This window comes from Mesorhizobium qingshengii (assembly GCF_027563465.1).
In the GTDB taxonomy this organism is placed as follows: domain Bacteria; phylum Pseudomonadota; class Alphaproteobacteria; order Rhizobiales; family Rhizobiaceae; genus Mesorhizobium; species Mesorhizobium qingshengii_A.
In genome coordinates, this window is the sequence record NZ_JAPFQA010000006.1 from 49,085 (window position 1) to 65,547 (window position 16,463).

The 16,463-nt window shown below is 64.1% G+C and carries 16 protein-coding genes; 5 read left to right on the top strand and 11 right to left on the bottom strand.

The window, feature by feature from the left end; translation table 11 throughout:
* Positions 1 to 43 precede the first annotated feature (43 nt).
* On the top strand, positions 44 to 529 hold the full coding sequence (locus OOJ09_RS15475; protein WP_269906017.1) for an ester cyclase: 486 nt from the start codon (positions 44 to 46) through the stop codon (positions 527 to 529).
* A gap of 52 nt (positions 530 to 581) precedes the next feature.
* Here the strand turns inward: OOJ09_RS15475 and OOJ09_RS15480 are convergent, their stop codons facing one another.
* The 10 genes from OOJ09_RS15480 to OOJ09_RS15525 form a co-directional block, all read right to left on the bottom strand.
* Positions 582 to 896 (bottom strand): hypothetical protein, encoded by a 315-nt coding sequence (locus tag OOJ09_RS15480; RefSeq protein ID WP_269906018.1) that lies wholly within the window; start codon positions 894 to 896, stop codon positions 582 to 584.
* Between the two features lie 7 nt (positions 897 to 903).
* On the bottom strand, positions 904 to 1,266 hold the full coding sequence (locus OOJ09_RS15485) for a nuclear transport factor 2 family protein (protein ID WP_256749053.1): 363 nt from the start codon (positions 1,264 to 1,266) through the stop codon (positions 904 to 906).
* An 83-nt stretch (positions 1,267 to 1,349) separates the two neighbouring features.
* A complete protein-coding gene (locus tag OOJ09_RS15490; RefSeq protein ID WP_269906019.1) occupies positions 1,350 to 1,829 on the bottom strand; it encodes a carboxymuconolactone decarboxylase family protein in 480 nt (159 codons plus the stop codon).
* Between the two features lie 110 nt (positions 1,830 to 1,939).
* Positions 1,940 to 3,493 carry an alpha/beta fold hydrolase gene (locus OOJ09_RS15495; RefSeq protein ID WP_269906020.1) on the bottom strand — a complete coding sequence of 518 codons (1,554 nt, stop codon included), beginning with the start codon at positions 3,491 to 3,493 and terminating at the stop codon, positions 1,940 to 1,942.
* Between the two features lie 107 nt (positions 3,494 to 3,600).
* Positions 3,601 to 3,912 (bottom strand): formate dehydrogenase subunit delta, encoded by a 312-nt coding sequence (locus OOJ09_RS15500; protein WP_269906021.1) that lies wholly within the window; start codon positions 3,910 to 3,912, stop codon positions 3,601 to 3,603.
* A complete protein-coding gene (gene fdhD / locus OOJ09_RS15505; RefSeq protein ID WP_269906022.1) occupies positions 3,902 to 4,732 on the bottom strand; it encodes a formate dehydrogenase accessory sulfurtransferase FdhD in 831 nt (276 codons plus the stop codon). Before fdhD ends, OOJ09_RS15500 begins: the two co-directional genes overlap by 11 nt.
* A 2-nt stretch (positions 4,733 to 4,734) precedes the next feature.
* Complete coding sequence (fdhF, locus tag OOJ09_RS15510; protein WP_269906023.1) at positions 4,735 to 7,647, bottom strand: formate dehydrogenase subunit alpha; 2,913 nt, start codon at positions 7,645 to 7,647, stop codon at positions 4,735 to 4,737.
* A gap of 10 nt (positions 7,648 to 7,657) precedes the next feature.
* A complete protein-coding gene (locus OOJ09_RS15515; RefSeq protein WP_269906024.1) occupies positions 7,658 to 9,214 on the bottom strand; it encodes a formate dehydrogenase beta subunit in 1,557 nt (518 codons plus the stop codon).
* Positions 9,211 to 9,690: a formate dehydrogenase subunit gamma gene (locus tag OOJ09_RS15520; RefSeq protein ID WP_269906025.1), complete on the bottom strand. Its 480-nt coding sequence runs from the start codon at positions 9,688 to 9,690 to the stop codon at positions 9,211 to 9,213. Before OOJ09_RS15520 ends, OOJ09_RS15515 begins: the two co-directional genes overlap by 4 nt.
* A gap of 134 nt (positions 9,691 to 9,824) precedes the next feature.
* Positions 9,825 to 10,724, bottom strand: a complete 900-nt coding sequence (locus tag OOJ09_RS15525) for a LysR family transcriptional regulator (protein WP_091584589.1) — start codon at positions 10,722 to 10,724, stop codon at positions 9,825 to 9,827.
* 156 nt (positions 10,725 to 10,880) lie between these two features.
* Between OOJ09_RS15525 and OOJ09_RS15530 the strand changes: the two genes are divergently transcribed.
* The 3 genes from OOJ09_RS15530 to OOJ09_RS15540 all read left to right on the top strand — a co-directional run bounded on the left by OOJ09_RS15530 (position 10,881) and on the right by OOJ09_RS15540 (position 13,771).
* Positions 10,881 to 11,522, top strand: a complete 642-nt coding sequence (locus OOJ09_RS15530; protein WP_269906026.1) for a DUF47 domain-containing protein — start codon at positions 10,881 to 10,883, stop codon at positions 11,520 to 11,522.
* A gap of 3 nt (positions 11,523 to 11,525) precedes the next feature.
* Entirely contained in the window at positions 11,526 to 12,530 is a 1,005-nt protein-coding gene (locus OOJ09_RS15535) for an inorganic phosphate transporter (RefSeq protein WP_269906027.1), read from the top strand.
* A 77-nt stretch (positions 12,531 to 12,607) separates the two neighbouring features.
* Entirely contained in the window at positions 12,608 to 13,771 is a 1,164-nt protein-coding gene (locus OOJ09_RS15540; protein WP_269906028.1) for an Mrp/NBP35 family ATP-binding protein, read from the top strand.
* A 116-nt stretch (positions 13,772 to 13,887) separates the two neighbouring features.
* Here the strand turns inward: OOJ09_RS15540 and OOJ09_RS15545 are convergent, their stop codons facing one another.
* The gene (locus OOJ09_RS15545) at positions 13,888 to 14,340 is read right to left on the bottom strand and encodes an SRPBCC family protein (RefSeq protein ID WP_269906029.1); all 453 of its coding nucleotides are present in this window, start codon (positions 14,338 to 14,340) and stop codon (positions 13,888 to 13,890) included.
* Positions 14,341 to 14,488: 148 nt separating this feature from the next.
* On the opposite strand from OOJ09_RS15545, the gene OOJ09_RS15550 reads away from it, so the two are divergent.
* Positions 14,489 to 16,294, top strand: a complete 1,806-nt coding sequence (locus OOJ09_RS15550) for an IlvD/Edd family dehydratase (RefSeq protein ID WP_269906030.1) — start codon at positions 14,489 to 14,491, stop codon at positions 16,292 to 16,294.
* Positions 16,295 to 16,463: the final 169 nt, after the last annotated feature.

The window sequence follows — 16,463 nt, forward strand, 5'->3', positions numbered from 1 at the left end:
CTTGAGCGCGCAATACAAGCATTCAACCAGGGAGGAAAGAACCATGCATCGCCGCCAGTTTCTGACAACCGCAGCCATCGCCGCCACGCTCTTCGTCGCGGCGCCATCCTTTGCCGCCGATACCGCGCAATCGGTGGTCGAAGCCTACCTCGCCGCCTGGAATGCCCATGATTCGGCCAAGGCCGCCGGCTACTTCGCCGACGACGTCACCTACTACGACGCCTCGGTCGGCAAACCGGTCAAAGGCAAGGAGGCCGCCAAGACCGGCGTCATCGACAATTTCCTCAAGGCTGTTCCAGATGCCGTCTGGACGATGAAGGGTGCGCCCGTCGTGGAGGGCGACCGCGTTTCGTTCGAATGGGAGTTTTCCGGCACCAACACCGGCGCCTGGGCCGACGGCACCGCCGCCACCGGCAAGAAGTTCTCCTTCACCGGTGCCTCGATGTTCTCGGTCAAGGACGGCAAGATCGCGACCCAAAGCGACTATTACGACGCGCTCGGCTTCTACAAGCAGCTTGGCCTGATGTAGCAGCGCCACCTGCTTCCCTTCTCCCCGTTGCCGGGGAGAAGGGCGTCGGCCACTACTCGACGATGCGATAGATGTTCCACAGGCTGGTGCCCGACACGACATAGGGCTCCATCTCCTTGCCCCATTTGGCGTGGGCGTCGATCTTGCCGATCTTGGCGAAGACCGCCTCCAACTGGGCCAGGCTCTCGACCTGGTGATGCGACTCGACCGTCGCCTCCCGCGCGCCGATCGATCCGGTCATGATCTGGAACTTCAGGTCGGCGATGCCGACCTGCGAACCGATCTCGCGCTCCCATTTCTTCAACAGCTCAAGCACGGTCTGCTTGTGCCCGAACTTGGCATCGATCTGCCATCTGGCGCTGAACATGGCCGCCTCACTCGTCCCAGGCCTGCACGACGGTCTGCCGTGCGATCCGCCCGTTCTTCAGCTCCAGCATCGCCGCGGCGAACACTTTCGTGCCGTCCGGGTAGGCGCAGGCCTGGGTGAAGGCCAGGCTGTCGCCATCGGCGATCGTGGTATCGACCTTGTGGGTCATCGCCCGGCTGCAGATGTCGTCCCAGAACGTGCTGATCGCCGCGCGCCCGCGGATTTCGCGCGGCTTGCTCGGTGGGTTGTTGCGGTCGATCACCCGCACCAGCGCGTCGTCGGCATAAAAGCTCGACAGGAGTTTTCCGTCACGGCCTTCGATTGCCTTCTTGATCGCCGCGCCGTCCACGGCCTGTGTCTTGGTCAGCATTTTATCCTCCATGTGCCCGTCTTCGCGATCGGGCGGTTGATAATCAGAAGTGCTGTCCGGCGCTCATCGCCGGGCAGGGGTTCTCACTGCGACTTCGCCTTGACGGCGGCGAACACGTCGTCTGTCTGCTTCTTGAATGTCGCGAGATTGACCTGGCTGCCGTTGAGAATCGTCGACCAGTGGCGCACGATCGCCGCCATCGCGATCGCCTCCTTGATCTCCTCGTCGCTCGCGCCGTTGAGCTTGGCCGCCTCGGTGTGGAAGTAGATGCAGTACTGGCAAGGAATCTGCGACGCGACCGCGAGGCCCATCAGTTCCTTGGTCTTGCCGTCGAGCGCCGTGTTCGGGTTGAGTTGCACCCCTTTGATCTCGGCCCAGGCGCCGGCGATGGCGACGTCAGGCAAGGTCTTGAACATGTCCGGCACCGAGCCGAGCGTTGCCTGGATGTCCTTGTAGGCGGCCGTTGCCGATGCATCCTCGGCCTTTGCCGGGGCGATAGCGAACAGTGCTCCAACGCCTGCCGCTATCACCAGCGATTTGAGTGTCCGGTTTGACTTCAGCATTTCATCCTCCGTTCGCAGCGCCTTTCCCGACGATATCCGCCTGGCCTGCATGGAGAGAATTGATAGCGCTTACATGCCTTTGGCCGCTTCGCCCGAAAGCGCCATGGCCCCTATGGCCCGTCCGGGCCAGTGTGTCGGACCGAGAACGCCGCCGCCGCCGCTCGAGATGGCAGATCCAGCTTGAGCAGTATGTTGGCGACGTGGCGCTTGACCGTGTGTTCGCTCAGCCTGAGCTCGGCGGCAATCGCGGCATTGCTCTTGCCGTCGGCAATCAGGCTCACCACCTCGCTTTCGCGTGCCGTCAGCACGGCCGGTTCGGTCGTTCGGGTCCTGGCGCGGCAGTCGGGCTCCAGATGCTGCTCGGACATCGCCTGGACCAGCGCCAGCGGCTCGTCCAGGTCGTCCAGCGTGATCCGCCCGGCATCGGCGAAATGCAGGCCCGAGCCGACCGCCAGATCGGCGATCAGCCGCGAGGCGAGGATGTCGCCGCGCCCGGCATGGGAGGCAAGTTGCATCGTCACCCGCGCCGTCAGTCCCACCGGCGGCCCCCGCAATTCGATCTCGCCGACATGCGCCCCTTGCGCACTGGCCACGCCGATGCCTTGCGCCGCCTCGCGCAGCGCCGCCGCGCAGCGTATGGCACGCGCCGGTCCGTCGAAGCGCGACATCATCATCTCGCCCTGCGTGCCTGCCAGGCGGCCGCCATGGCGCCCGACCTGCTGGCGCCAGATTTCCTGGAAGCGCTGGCTGCGTTCGCTCCACATGCGGTCGCCCATCCGCGCCGTATCGTAGATGCGCGTCACCAAAAGCGCGGCCAGCACGCGGTCCACCTCGGTCACGGCGCGTTCGCCGGTCAGAAATTCCTCGATGACGTCGGCCACCCGGTCCACGTCGCCGGTCCAGATCGGATGGTCACGCCCGGGCACTTCGACCAGCTTGGCGTTTGGGATCTTTCTCGCCAGATAACGGCTGGCGTCGGGGTCGACCCGCGCATCGTTGCGGCGATGGATCAAAAGCGTTGGCGCGCTGATTGCCGGCAGCACGTCACGCACGTCGATCTCCGCGTTCATACGCGCCAGCGCCGCCGCTGCCGTCGGGCTCGCCGACAGCCGCTCGAAACGCGCCCACCACTGGGCGAAATGCGCGTCATCGACCCGCCCTGGCGCGAAATTCGGCAAAGTGGCGCCGGTGCCCCAGGCTGTCTCGGCCGCCTCGATGAACGCCTCGAGGCGTTCTGGCGGCATCACCCATTTGTGGAAATGCGCATAGCCGCCATAGAGCGCCAGCGCCCGCGTCCGTTCCGGATAGGTGGCGGCGAACAGCATCGCCATCGGCGCGCCTTCGGAGGCGCCGAGCAGCGCCGCGCGGCCGCTGCCCGCGGCGTCCATCACCGCGCGTACATCGTCCATGCGTGTTTCGAGACTGGGCAGGTGGTGCGCGTCGACACGGTCGGAAAGACCCGTGCCGCGCTTGTCGAACAGGATCAGCCGCGAGAACGCCGAAAGCCGCTTCAAGAGCCGGCTGTAGCCTTCGTCCTCCCAATGCAGGTCGAGATTGGAAATGAAGCCCGGCACGAAGACGAGATCGAACGACCCCTGGCCTACCACCTGGTAGGCGATCCGCACGTCGCCGCTAAGGGCGTATCGGGTCTCGATCGGCCTCACCAGGTTTTCCGCCTGACGATTTCTGATCGTCAACCATAGCAGAACAGTGCCGATTGCGGCAGCTTAAACTTTAGCGAAAGGAAATATAAGCCGGCGCGGCTCGGCGGCTATTTCTGCGAGGCGGCGACGTCGGCCGGGAAGGCCTTGAGCCCGAGTTTGAGGTCGGCCTCGCCCGGCGTGATCGGCCGTTTGATCCTGGCGGAGGCGGCCACCACCAACTCGTTGAAGTTCTCGGTGCCGCCCTCCAGCATCTCGAACAGCTGCCGCCGCATCCTTGGCTCCCAGAACTTGTTGATATGCTCGGCAACGCCCGCGATCCCTTCCTCGCGCGGTTTGGAATGGAAAAAGTCGGCGATCTGGTTTGCCATCCGCACTAGCTTCTCGCTGGTGCTCATGATGTGTTCTTCGTCATGCGACATGCTTGGCAACTCCGGAAGCCACCCGGTCGGGGTGGGTGAAAATATCGAAATCATCGCCACGCACCAGCGCCACCAGCGTCATGCCGGCTTCCTCCGCGGTGCGGATGGCCAGTGCTGTCGGTGCCGAGACGGCGATGATGAAGGCGGCGCCGATGGCCGCCGTCTTCTGCACCATCTCGACCGAGACGCGGCTGGTCACCACGATGGCACCGGAAGCGCCGCCGAGGCCGGCCCTGGCCAGCGCCCCAGCCAGCTTGTCGAGCGCATTGTGGCGGCCGACATCCTCGCGCGCCATGACGATGCCCCTGCCTGGAACGTAAAAACCGGCGGCGTGTACGGCTCCGGTCTCGGCGTGAAGCGGCTGCACCTTCGACAGGAGCTTGACCGAGCGGATGATATCGTCGGCATCGAGTGTAAGCTTTGACGCACCAACCTCATCGACCGAGCGCATCGCTTCCTCGATCGATTCGATGCCGCACAGCCCGCAGCCGACGGGGCCGGCGAGCCTGCGCCGTCGCGCCTCGAAACGCGTGTTGGCCTGATCCTTCAGCCGGATCTGGATGTCGATGCCCTCGCCGTGGTCCTCGACCTCGATGGCCTCGATTTCCTGCGGGTCGGCGATGATGCCTTCGGTCAGCGAGAAGCCGACCGCGAAATCCTCGAAGTCGGCCGGGCTTGCCATCATCACCGCATGGGTGGTGCCGGCGAAGGAGAACGCCACTGGCGTCTCCTCGGGCACCATGCGGCTGGCCGTCGCCGTGCCGCTGGCGCGGTGCGCCAGCCGCGAGACCTGCGTCGTGGCTTTGCGGCGCGCGCTCAAGACTACTCCGCCGCTTCCAGCTTCGCGATTCGACGGCTGTTGCGCGCTTGCTCGTCATAGTCGCGCTGCCATTCCGACGGCCCGTTGGAGGCGCCGACCTGCACTGCTGTCACCTTGTATTCCGGACAGTTGGTCGCCCAGTCGGAGAAGTCGGTGGTGATGACGTTGGCCTGCGTGTCGGGGTGATGGAATGTCGTGTAGACGACGCCTGGCGATACCCGGTCCGTGATCAGCGCGCGCAGCGTCGTTTCGCCAGAGCGGCTGGTCAGCCGTACCCAGTCGCCGTCACGCAGTCCGCGGTTCTCGGCATCGTGCGGATGAATCTCCAGCCGGTCCTCGCTGTGCCACACGATGTTGTCGGTGCGCCGGGTCTGCGCGCCGACATTGTATTGCGACAGGATGCGCCCGGTGGTGAGCAGCAGCGGAAAGCGTGGCCCGGTCCGCTCGTCCGTCGCCACATATTCGGTGCGGATGAACTTGCCCTTGCCGCGCACGAAACCATCGACATGCATGATCGGGGTGCCGAGCGGCGCCTTCTCGTTGCAGGGCCATTGCACGGATCCGACACGGTCGAGCAGATCGAAGGAGACACCGGCGAAGCTCGGCGTCGTCTTGGCGATCTCGTCCATGATCTCGGACGGATGCTGATAGTTCCAGTCCAGCCCGATCGCGCGGGCAAGCTCCTGCGTCGCCTGCCAATCGGCGTAGCGCGCCTTCGGCTCCAGAACCTTGCGCACCATGTTGATGCGGCGCTCGGCGTTGGTGAAAGTGCCGTCCTTCTCGAGAAAGGTCGAGCCCGGCAGGAAGACATGCGCGTAGTTCGCGGTCTCGTTGAGGAAGAGGTCGTGCACGACGACGCATTCCATCGCGGCGAGGCCGGCGGCGACATGCTTGGTGTCCGGATCGGACTGCAAAATGTCCTCGCCCTGGATGTAGATACCCTTGAAGCTGCCGTCGACGGCCGCATCCAGCATGTTGGGGATGCGCAGGCCGGGTTCGTCATCCAGCTTCACGCCCCACAGGCTCTCATAGATGTCGCGCACGGCTTCGCCGGAGATATGGCGATAACCGGGAAGCTCATGCGGGAACGAACCCATGTCACAGGAGCCCTGCACGTTGTTCTGGCCGCGCAACGGGTTCACGCCGACGCCCGGCCGGCCGATATTGCCGGTGGCCATGGCGAGGTTGGCGATCGCCATCACCGTGGTCGAACCCTGGCTGTGTTCCGTCACCCCGAGGCCGTAGTAGATCGCGCCGTTGCCGCCGGTGGCGTAGAGACGCGCCGCGCCGCGGATCAGTTCGGGATCGACGCCGGACAACTTGCCGACGGTTTCGGGGCTGTTTTCCGGCAAGGCGACGAAAGACGCCCAGTCCTGGAACTCCGCCCAGTCGCAACGTTCGCGGATGAAGGCTTCGTTGAAAAGACCTTCGGTGACGATGACATGCGCCAGTGCCGTCAGCACCGCCACATTGGTGCCGGGCTTCAGCGGCAGGTGATAGGCCGCTTCGATATGTGCCGACTTGACCATCTCGGTGCGGCGCGGATCGAGCACGATCAGCTTGGCGCCCTGGCGCAGCCGCTTCTTCAGCCGCGAGGCGAACACCGGATGGGCGGAAGCGGGATTGGCGCCGATGATGACGGCGACATCCGTGTAATCGACGGAGTCGAAATCCTGCGTGCCGGCCGAGGTGCCATAGGTCTGGCCGAGCCCGTAGCCCGTCGGCGAGTGGCAGACGCGCGCGCAGGTGTCGACATTGTTGTTGCGGAAGCCCTGCCGCACCATCTTCTGCACGAGGTAGGTTTCCTCGTTGGTGCAGCGCGACGAGGTGATGCCGCCTATCGCGGTGCGCCCGTACTGATACTGGATGCGCCGGAATTCCTTGGCCGTATGGGCGATCGCCTCTTCCCAGGTCACCTCGCGCCAGGGATCGGTGACCTTTTCCCGGATCATTGGCGACAGGATGCGGTCCTTGTGGGTGGCGTAGCCATAGGCGAAACGGCCCTTCACGCAGGAATGGCCGTGGTTCGCCTTGCCCTCCTTGTAGGGCATCATGCGAATGACCTCGTCGTCCTTCACTTCGGCCTTGAACGAGCAGCCGACGCCGCAGTAAGCGCAGGTGGTGACGACCGAGCGCTCCGGCAGGCCCTTGGCAAGTACCGTTTTTTCGCGCAGCGCGTCGGTCGGACAGGCCTGCACGCAGGCGCCGCAGGACACGCATTCGGAGGCGATGAAATCCTCGTGCATGCCGGCGACCATGCGCGATTCGAAACCGCGGCCCTCGATGGTCAGCGCGAAGGTGCCCTGCACCTCCTCGCAGGCCCGCACGCAGCGCGAGCAGACGATGCATTGCGCGGGATCATAGGTGAAATAGGGATTGGATTCATCGCGGGCGATGTAGTCGACCGCCAGCGAGCCATGGCCGGGCGCCACGCCGTTCTCCTGCTTGACGTGGTTGCGGCCCTCGACGCCGTAGCGGTTCTCGCTCAAGCCGACCGACTTCGCCACCGCGTCGAACTCGCTGGCGCCGGTACCGGCCTTCTCGTTCCAGCCAAGTGGATGGTCGGAAACGTAGAGCTCCATGACGCCGCGGCGAATGGCGTCGAGCCGCTCGGACTGCGTATGCACCACCATGCCTTCACCGACGGGCGTCGTGCAGGATGCCGGCGTGCCGCCGCGTCCATCGATCTCGACGAGGCAGACGCGGCACGAACCGAACGAGTCCAGCATGTCGGTGGCACAGAGCTTCGGTATCTCGACCCCGCCTTCCATCGCGGCACGCATGATCGACGTGCCTTCCGGCACGGTGATGCTGCGGCCGTCGACGCTCAGCGTGACCTGCTTCTCGGCCTTCGATTGCGGGGTTCCGTAGTCGATCTCTTCGACGAGGGATGGGAAGTCGGCCTTGATGTTCATCTGCCAGCTCCTATTCAGCAGCCACGCGCACGGGCGCGGGCTTGAAGTCGTCGGGGAAATGGGTGATCGAGCTCATCACAGGGTAAGGCGTGAAGCCGCCCAGTGCGCAGAGCGAACCGAATTTCATCGTGTTGCAGAGGTCGGTGACCAGGGCCAGGTTCTTCTCTGGCTCGATGCCGGCAGCGAGCTTGTCGATGGTCTCGACGCCGCGCGTCGAGCCGATGCGGCAGGGCGTGCACTTGCCGCAGCTCTCGATGGCGCAGAACTCCATGGCGAAGCGCGCCTGCTTCAGCATGTCGGCGGTGTCGTCGAAGACAGTGATGCCGGCATGGCCGATCAGCCCGTCCTTGGCGGCGAAGGCTTCATAGTCGAACGGCGTGTCGAACAGCGCGCGTGGGAAATAAGCACCGAGCGGTCCGCCGACCTGCACAGCCTTCACCGGCCGGCCGGTCGCGGTGCCACCGCCGATATCGTCGACGATCTCGCCCAGCGTCATGCCGAAGGCGGCCTCGAACAGGCCTGCATGTTTGACGTTGCCGGCGATCTGGATCGGGATGGTGCCGCGCGAGCGGCCCATGCCGAAATCCTTGTAGAAGGCCGCGCCCTTGTCCATGATGACAGGCACCGAGGCCAGCGAGATGACGTTGTTGATCACCGTCGGCTTGCCGAACAACCCCTGGATCGCCGGCAGCGGCGGCTTGGCGCGCACCACGCCGCGCTTGCCTTCCAGGCTGTTCAACAGCGCGGTTTCCTCGCCGCACACATAGGCGCCGGCGCCGACGCGGATCTCCATGTCGAAGGCGTTGGGCGAACCCAGCACACTGGCGCCAAGAACGCCGGCCTTGCGGGCGACTTCGACCGCCTTGTTCATCATCGTCACCGCATGCGGATATTCCGAGCGGATATAGACAAAACCCTTGGTGGCGCCGGTGGCGATGCCGGCGATCGCCATGCCTTCAATCAGCACGAAGGGATCACCCTCCATGATCATGCGGTCGGCGAAGGTGGCGCTGTCGCCCTCGTCGGCATTGCAGACGATGTATTTCTTGTCGGCTGTCGTATCGAGCACCGTCTTCCACTTGATGCCGGTCGGGAAGCCGGCGCCGCCGCGGCCACGCAGGCCCGACTCCGTGACCTGTTTGACGATATCGGCCGGAGCCATGGCCACCGCGTTCCGCAGGCCATTCAGCCCGCCGAGCGATTTGTAGGCGTCGAGCGACAGCGGATCGTTGATGCCGCAGCGGGCGAAGGTCAGCCGCGTCTGCCTGGCCAGGAACGGGATCTTGTCCGGCGCGCCCAGCCAGCGCTTGTGGTGACCGCCGGTGAGGAAGCCGCAGTCGAACAGGCTCTTGACGTCGGAAGGCTTCACCGGACCGTAGGCGACGCGGCCATTGGCCGTCGCGACTTCGACCATCGGTTCGAGGAAATAGGCGCCGCGCGAGCCGTTGCGCACGATCTTGGCTTCAATGCCGCGCTCGGCGAGTTCACTTGCGATTGCCTTGGCGACTTTTTCGGCACCCAGCGCCAGCGCGCCGGAATCGCCGGGAATGTAGATGCGGGGGATCATGAGCGCACCTCGGCAACGATCTCTTCGATCTTTTCGTCATCGAGCCGCCCGATCACCTCGCCATCCAGCATCGCCGACGGCGAACAGGCGCAAAGCCCGAGGCAATAGACCGGCTCAAGTGTAACCGATCCGTCGCTTGTGGTCTCGTGGAAACCGATGCCGAGCAATTGCTTGAGCTTGGCGGCGACGGCGTCCGAACCCATCGACTGGCAGGCCTCCGCCTGGCAGACCTTGAGAACATGCCGGCCGGCCGGATGGCTGCGGTAGTCGTGATAGAAGGTGACGACGCCGTGCACTTCGGCCTTGGAAATGTTCAGCGCTTCGGCGATCACCGGCAGCGCGTCCTGCGGCACATGGCCGAACTCTTCCTGGATGCCGTGGAGGATCGGCAGCAGCGGGCCTTCCAGCCCCCTCATCTCCTGGATGATCGCCGCCGTGCGCGATGCGATCTCGGTACTTGCAGGCTGCATGGTCATGCAGCGCCCTCCCTGGTCGATAGCTTTTTTCGCTAAGTCTTTACGAAATCAGAGGAAACCCGCGAAATCAATATAGCTGTCCCGTCGATCAATAGAAATCTTCTATCGACCGTGTTCAGCCTGCATTGTCTAGCCTAGCGCTGGGCGTGGAAATCGTCCGCCAGCGCCATCGCCTCGTCCAACAGCGCCGAGACCAGCGGTGTGTGCGGTTCGCGCGGGGTTGCCACCAGCCCGACGGTGTGGCTGGCATCCGGTTCGACGATCGGGATGGCCCGGACCGGTTCGGAAAAGCCGAATGTTTCCGCCAGGTTGAGCGGCATGATCGACGACCATTTGCCGGTGCGGATGTGGGAAAACAGCACGATCATCGAGTTGGATTCCAGCGTCGGCCGCACCTGGACGCCGGCCTCGGCCAGATGCTGGTCGATGATGCGGCGGTTCTGCATGTCCGGCGTCAACAGGCAGAGCGGCAGCTGGCTGAGCTCGGCCCACGTCACTTTGTCGCGGTCGGAATAGGGATTTCCGACAGCGGTGATCAGCTGATAGCGCTCGTCATAGAGTGGCACGCTGGTCACCCGTCCCAGCGGCTCGTTGTCGAGATAGGTGATGCCGGCATCGATGTCGAAATTGCCAAGCAGCGACAGCACCTCGATCGAGGTCCGCGACAGCACCGAAAAGGTGACGCCGGGGTGTTTTGCCCGGAAGGGGGTCGTCAGCCGCGCCACCATGGCCAGAGCCGTCGGGATGGCGGCGATGCGGATGCGTCCGGAAAGGCCGTGGCGCGCCGCCCGCATTTCCTCGCGCATGGCGCGGGTGTCGCCGACGATGCGCCGCGCCCATATCAGCACCTGCTTGCCCTCCGGTGTAAGCCCCTGGAAGCGCGAGCCGCGCAGAACCAGCATCACGCCAAGCTGGCCCTCCAGCTGCTTGATCCCTGCAGAAAGTGTCGGTTGGGTGACGCCGCACAGCTCCGCCGCCCGGCCGAAATGCTCTTCCCTGGCCAATGCGATGAAGAATTCCAGCTTGTCGATCATGCCATCTGTCCGGTCTTTGCGTGCAAGGTCGGGGAAATTGCGTTTCGCCGCAAGCGCTATGCGCAATTGGCCGCATCCACATCTTTGAGCCGGCTACCTGTTTCCCCCGGCGGAATGTGGCGCTATGTGGTGGGACAGAATACGGGGAGGTCGGACATGCTGGGCTGGTTCCGCAAGCTGCTGCCGCGCGAAGATCGTTTCTTCGACCTGTTCGAACGGCATTCCCGAACCGTGGTCGGCGGCGCCGAGGCGCTCCAGCAGCTTCTCCAGGGCAAGGACATCGATCGCTGGTGTCAGAAGATCATCGATCTCGAGGACGAGGCCGATCACATCACCGCCGAAGTCCTGCTGGCCGTGCGGCGCTCTTTCATCACGCCTTTCGATCGCGGCGACATCAAGGACCTGATCCAGTCGATGGATGACGCCATCGACATGATGCACAAGACCGTCAAGACGGTGAAGTTGTTCGAAAAGAAGGAATTCGACCCGCTGATGCAGGAAATGGGCGGCGTCATCGTCGCCGCCGCCAAGCTGGTCGCCGAGGCGATCCCCCTGCTCCACAAGGTCGGGGCGCACACGGTGCGCCTCAACGCCATTGCCGAAGAGGTCATGCGCGTCGAAAGCCGGGCCGACGATCTGCACGAGCAGGGGCTGAAGGACCTGTTCAGGAAGCATGGCCGCAGCGACCCGATGGCCTACCTGATCGGCAGCGAGATCTATGGCCAGCTGGAAAAGGTGGTCGATCGATTCGAGGATGTCGCCAACGAAATCAGCGGCATCGTCATCGAGAATGTCTAGGTAATGGAAGCAACCATAGCCTTTCCCGTTCTCGCCGGTCTCATCGCGGTTGCGCTGTTCTTCGACTTTCTCAACGGCCTGCACGATGCGGCCAATTCCATCGCCACCATCGTCTCCACGCGCGTGCTGAGGCCGCAATATGCGGTGCTGTGGGCGGCCTTCTTCAATTTCATCGCCTTCATGTTCTTCGGGCTTCATGTCGCCGAGACCGTGGGAAAGGGCATCGTCGACGTCAGCATCGTCACCCCGGCGGTGATTTTCGCAGCCCTTGTCGGCGCCATCGTCTGGAACATCGTCACCTGGATTGCCGGCATCCCGTCAAGCAGCTCGCATGCGCTGATCGGCGGGCTGGTCGGCGCCGGCCTTGCAAAGGCTGGACTGAGTGCCATCGTCTGGGCGGGGCTTGGCAAGACGGTCGCCGCGATCGTCGTGTCGCCGGCCACCGGTTTTGTCCTGGCGCTCGTCCTGATCCTTGTCGTTTCGTGGCTGTTCGTGCGGCAGACGCCGTTCGCCGTCGACAGCACCTTCCGCGTCATGCAGTTCTTTTCCGCCTCGCTCTATTCGCTCGGGCACGGCGGCAATGACGCCCAGAAGACCATGGGCATCATTGCCGTGCTGCTCTATTCGCAAGGCATGCTCGGCGCCAATTTCTACGTGCCGCTGTGGGTCGTCCTCACCTGCCAGTCGGCGCTGGCGCTGGGCACGTTGCTCGGCGGCTGGCGCATCGTCCACACGATGGGCTCGAAGATCACCCGGCTGAACCCGATGCAGGGCTTCTGCGCCGAGACCGGCGGCGCCATCACCCTGTTCGCCGCCACCTGGCTCGGTGTTCCCGTGTCGACCACGCACACCATCACCGGCGCCATCATCGGCGTCGGCGCCGCCCGCCGCGTCTCCGCCGTGCGCTGGGGCATTGCCGGCAACATCGTCATTGCCTGGGTCATCACCTTGCCGGCCACGGCGGCGATCGCGGCTCTCACCTACCTCGCGGTCGGCCTGGCAAGGTGACGCGGACATTCTGTCGCTTGGAGTCGCCTCCAATCTGCACTATCTGAGCCGCAGCCAAACGCCTCGAGGAACAGTTCATGCCCGTCACCAAGGATTCCGTCATCGAACGCCTGAAAACGGTCAACGGGCCGGACTTCACCGGCAATATCGTCGACCTCGGCATGGTTTCCGAGATTTTCATCGCCGACGGCAAGGTTTTCTTCTCGATCACCGTTCCGGCTGCCCGCGCCCAGGAGATGGAGCCGCTGCGCGCCGCCGCCGAACGCGTCGTCAAGGCGATCCCCGGTGTCGCCGGCGCCATCGTCGCGCTGACGGCGGAAAAGAAGGGCGGCGGCATGGAGGCGCCGGTCCCGGCGCGCCCCGCTCCCAGGCCCGCTCCAGCGGCTTCGCGGCCAGTTCCCCACGCCCCTGCATCGCAAAGCCACGGCAAGCGCGGCGTGCCCGGCATCGAGGCGATCATCGCGGTGGCTTCAGGCAAGGGCGGCGTCGGCAAGTCGACCACGGCCGTCAACATCGCGCTTGGCCTCGCCGCCAACGGCTTGCGCGTCGGCGTGCTTGACGCCGACATATATGGCCCGTCCATGCCGCGGCTGCTCGACATCCATGGCCGGCCGCAGACCGTCGACGGCAAGATCCTGAAGCCGATGGAGAATTACGGCCTCAAGGTCATGTCGATGGGCTTCCTCGTCGATGAGGAAACGCCGATGATCTGGCGCGGGCCGATGGTGATGTCGGCGCTGACGCAGATGCTGCGCGAGGTCGAGTGGGGTCGGCTCGACGTGCTCGTCGTCGACATGCCGCCCGGCACCGGCGACGCCCAGCTGACCATGGCCCAGCAGGTGCCGTTGGCCGGCGCCGTGATCGTATCGACGCCGCAGGACCTGGCCTTGATCGATGCCCGCAAGGGGCTCAACATGTTCAAGAAGGTCGACGTGCCGCTGCTCGGCATCGTCGAGAACATGAGCTATTTCATCGCTCCCGACACCGGCAAGCGCTACGACATCTTCGGCCATGGCGGCGCGCGCCGCGAGGCCGAGCGTCTCGGCGTCACCTTCCTCGGCGAAGTGCCGCTCGAGATGGGTATCCGCGAAAGTTCGGATGCCGGCACGCCGGTGGTTGTCTCGAAGCCCGATGGCGCCGAAGCGAAAATCTATCGCGACATCGCCGGAAAAGTCTGGGACCGGGTCAATGAAGAGCGCGGTGCCGCGGCTGCCGCGGTGCCGAGCATAGTGTTCGAGTAGGTTTTCCGTTCGGTGGGCGCCACTCCTTACCCTTAGCCCCTGAAGAACGGGGAGAGGGGGATCGCCGGCGGACAGCGCCAGCCCGCGATCAAGCCAAGCGTTGTTCAGGCGGCAGCCTAAGCCGCGCCTACCTTCTCGCCGAACTTCGAAAAAAACTGTCCGGCCAGTTTCTTCGAGGTCGATTCGATCAGCCGGCTGCCAAGCTGGGCGATCTTGCCGCCGACATCGGCCTTGGCCGCGTATTTCAAAACCGTGGCATCCGGTCCATCCGATGTCAGCGTCACGTCGGCGCCGCCCTTGGCGAAGCCGGCGATGCCGCCCTTGCCTTCGCCCTGGATGGTGTAGGAATGCGGCGGCTTGAGGTTCTTCAGCGTTACCTCACCGTTGAACGTCGCCTTGATCGGCCCGATCTTCAACACCACGGTCGCCGCCATCTCGGTCGGTGACTTCATCTCGAGGCTCTGGCAGCCGGGAATGGTCGCCTTCAAAACCTCGGGATCGTTCAGCGCTTCCCATACTTTTTGCAGGGGTGCGGCAATGTGTTCCTCGCCCTCGATCACCAAAGCCATGAAAACCTCCCAGACAAGACTACCCCGAAGCCGTAACGTACGGTTGGGTGCATGTCTATCGCACCAAAGTCCGGTTGCGACCGCGCGTCCCTCTTGCCTGCTCTCGCGCGTTGCCATATCGATTTGTCTTACAAATACGGAGACCACGATGGCAGGCGCCCCCACCAGGAAGAAAAAATTTCGCTCGCAGGAGTGGTTCGACAATCCCGACAATCCCGGGATGACGGCGCTCTATCTGGAGCGCTACCTGAATTACGGCCTGACACGGGCCGAACTGATGTCCGGCAAGCCGCTGATCGGCATCGCCCAGACCGGCTCGGATCTCTCGCCTTGCAACCGCCATCATATCGAACTGGCCAAGCGCGTGCGCGAGGGCATCGTGTCGATGGGCGGCATTCCTTTCGAGTTCCCGTGCCATCCGATCCAGGAGACGGGCAAGCGGCCGACCGCCGCCCTTGACCGCAACCTTGCCTATCTCGGCCTGGTCGAGGTGCTCTATGGCTATCCGCTCGACGGCGTCGTGCTGACCATCGGCTGCGACAAGACGACCCCAGCCCTGCTGATGGCGGCAGCAACCGTCAACATTCCGGCCATCGCGCTGTCGGTTGGCCCGATGCTGAATGGCTGGCACAAGGGCAAGCGCACCGGCTCCGGCACCATCGTCTGGGAATCGCGCCAGCGCCTGTCGGCTGGCGAGATCGACTATGACGAGTTCATGGACATTGTCGCGTCCTCGGCGCCGTCCACCGGCTATTGCAACACCATGGGCACCGCCACCACGATGAATTCGCTGGCCGAGGCGCTCGGCATGCAGTTGCCGGGCTCGGCCGCCATTCCGGCGCCCTACCGCGAGCGCGGCCAGATTTCTTATGAGACGGGCAAGCGCATCGTCGAGATGGTGCATGAAGACTTGAAGCCGTCCGATATCATGACGCGGAAAGCCTTCGAGAACGCCATCGTCGTCAATTCGGCCATTGGCGGCTCCACCAATGCGCCGATCCACCTCAACGCCATCGCCCGCCATCTCGGTGTGCCGCTCGACAATGACGACTGGCAGAAGATCGGTCACAAGATACCGCTCATCGTCAACCTGCAGCCGTCGGGCGAATATCTTGGCGAGGACTACCACCATGCCGGCGGCGTGCCGGCCGTGGTGGCCGAACTGATGAAGGCGGGACTGCTGCCTTATCCCGAAGCCGTGACCGTCAATGGCAAATCGATCGGCGACAACTGCAAGGGGGTCGCCAACGAGAACACCGATGTCATCCGTACCGTTGCCGAACCGTTGAAGGCCAATGCCGGCTTCATCAACCTCAGGGGCAATCTGTTCGATTCGGCGATCATGAAGACCAGCGGCATCTCGCCGGAGTTCCGCGAGCGTTATCTCTCCAATCCCAGGGATCCCGAGGCTTTCGAAGGCAATGCCATGGTTTTCGACGGGCCCGAGGATTACCACGCCCGCATCGACGATCCGGCGCAAGGCATCGACGAACACACCATCCTGTTCATGCGCGGCGCCGGCCCGATCGGCTATCCCGGCGGTGCCGAGGTCGTCAACATGCAGCCGCCAGCCTATCTGATCAAGAAGGGCATCCATGCGCTCGCCTGCATAGGCGACGGTCGCCAGTCCGGCACGTCGGGCTCACCTTCGATCCTCAACGCCTCGCCGGAAGCCGCGATCGGCGGTGGATTGGCGCTGCTCAAGACCGGCGACCGCGTTCGCATCGATCTCAGGAAGGGCACGGCAGACATCCTCGTCACCGACGACGAGATCACCCGGCGCCGCGCCGAGCTGCAGAACAATGGCGGCTATCATTATCCGAAGCACCAGACGCCGTGGCAAGAGATCCAGCGCGGCATGGTCGACCAGTTCTCCGAGGGAATGGTGCTGAAGCCGGCGGTGAAATACCAGGACGTCGCGCACACTAGCGGTGTCCCCAGGGATAATCACTGACTGTTCCCGGGAATAGTCAGGGATTACCTGTTGGCAGGTGCTTGCGTGAACGGCAGACGGCGGCTTGGATGGATCAAGCCGCCGTCCGCAGTCCTTGACAAGCGCGCCCAACAAATCCACCATCATTGCAAGGGGTGCATCGCGACGACCCCGTGAGGCGTCAGCCCAA

What these genes read in the sequence shown, in the direction of transcription:
- OOJ09_RS15535 (WP_269906027.1), top strand. Translation starts at nt 11,526, where the DNA reads ATGGAAGCAACCATAGCCTTTCCCGTTCTCGCCGGTCTCATCGCGGTT.
- OOJ09_RS15520 (WP_269906025.1), bottom strand. Translation starts at nt 9,690, where the DNA reads ATGACCATGCAGCCTGCAAGTACCGAGATCGCATCGCGCACGGCGGCG.
- OOJ09_RS15500 (WP_269906021.1), bottom strand. Translation starts at nt 3,912, where the DNA reads ATGTCGCATGACGAAGAACACATCATGAGCACCAGCGAGAAGCTAGTG.
- OOJ09_RS15540 (WP_269906028.1), top strand. Translation starts at nt 12,608, where the DNA reads ATGCCCGTCACCAAGGATTCCGTCATCGAACGCCTGAAAACGGTCAAC.
- fdhF (WP_269906023.1), bottom strand. Translation starts at nt 7,647, where the DNA reads ATGAACATCAAGGCCGACTTCCCATCCCTCGTCGAAGAGATCGACTAC.
- OOJ09_RS15550 (WP_269906030.1), top strand. Translation starts at nt 14,489, where the DNA reads ATGGCAGGCGCCCCCACCAGGAAGAAAAAATTTCGCTCGCAGGAGTGG.
- OOJ09_RS15480 (WP_269906018.1), bottom strand. Translation starts at nt 896, where the DNA reads ATGTTCAGCGCCAGATGGCAGATCGATGCCAAGTTCGGGCACAAGCAG.
- OOJ09_RS15525 (WP_091584589.1), bottom strand. Translation starts at nt 10,724, where the DNA reads ATGATCGACAAGCTGGAATTCTTCATCGCATTGGCCAGGGAAGAGCAT.
- OOJ09_RS15490 (WP_269906019.1), bottom strand. Translation starts at nt 1,829, where the DNA reads ATGCTGAAGTCAAACCGGACACTCAAATCGCTGGTGATAGCGGCAGGC.
- OOJ09_RS15485 (WP_256749053.1), bottom strand. Translation starts at nt 1,266, where the DNA reads ATGCTGACCAAGACACAGGCCGTGGACGGCGCGGCGATCAAGAAGGCA.
- OOJ09_RS15545 (WP_269906029.1), bottom strand. Translation starts at nt 14,340, where the DNA reads ATGGCTTTGGTGATCGAGGGCGAGGAACACATTGCCGCACCCCTGCAA.
- OOJ09_RS15530 (WP_269906026.1), top strand. Translation starts at nt 10,881, where the DNA reads ATGCTGGGCTGGTTCCGCAAGCTGCTGCCGCGCGAAGATCGTTTCTTC.
- OOJ09_RS15515 (WP_269906024.1), bottom strand. Translation starts at nt 9,214, where the DNA reads ATGATCCCCCGCATCTACATTCCCGGCGATTCCGGCGCGCTGGCGCTG.
- OOJ09_RS15475 (WP_269906017.1), top strand. Translation starts at nt 44, where the DNA reads ATGCATCGCCGCCAGTTTCTGACAACCGCAGCCATCGCCGCCACGCTC.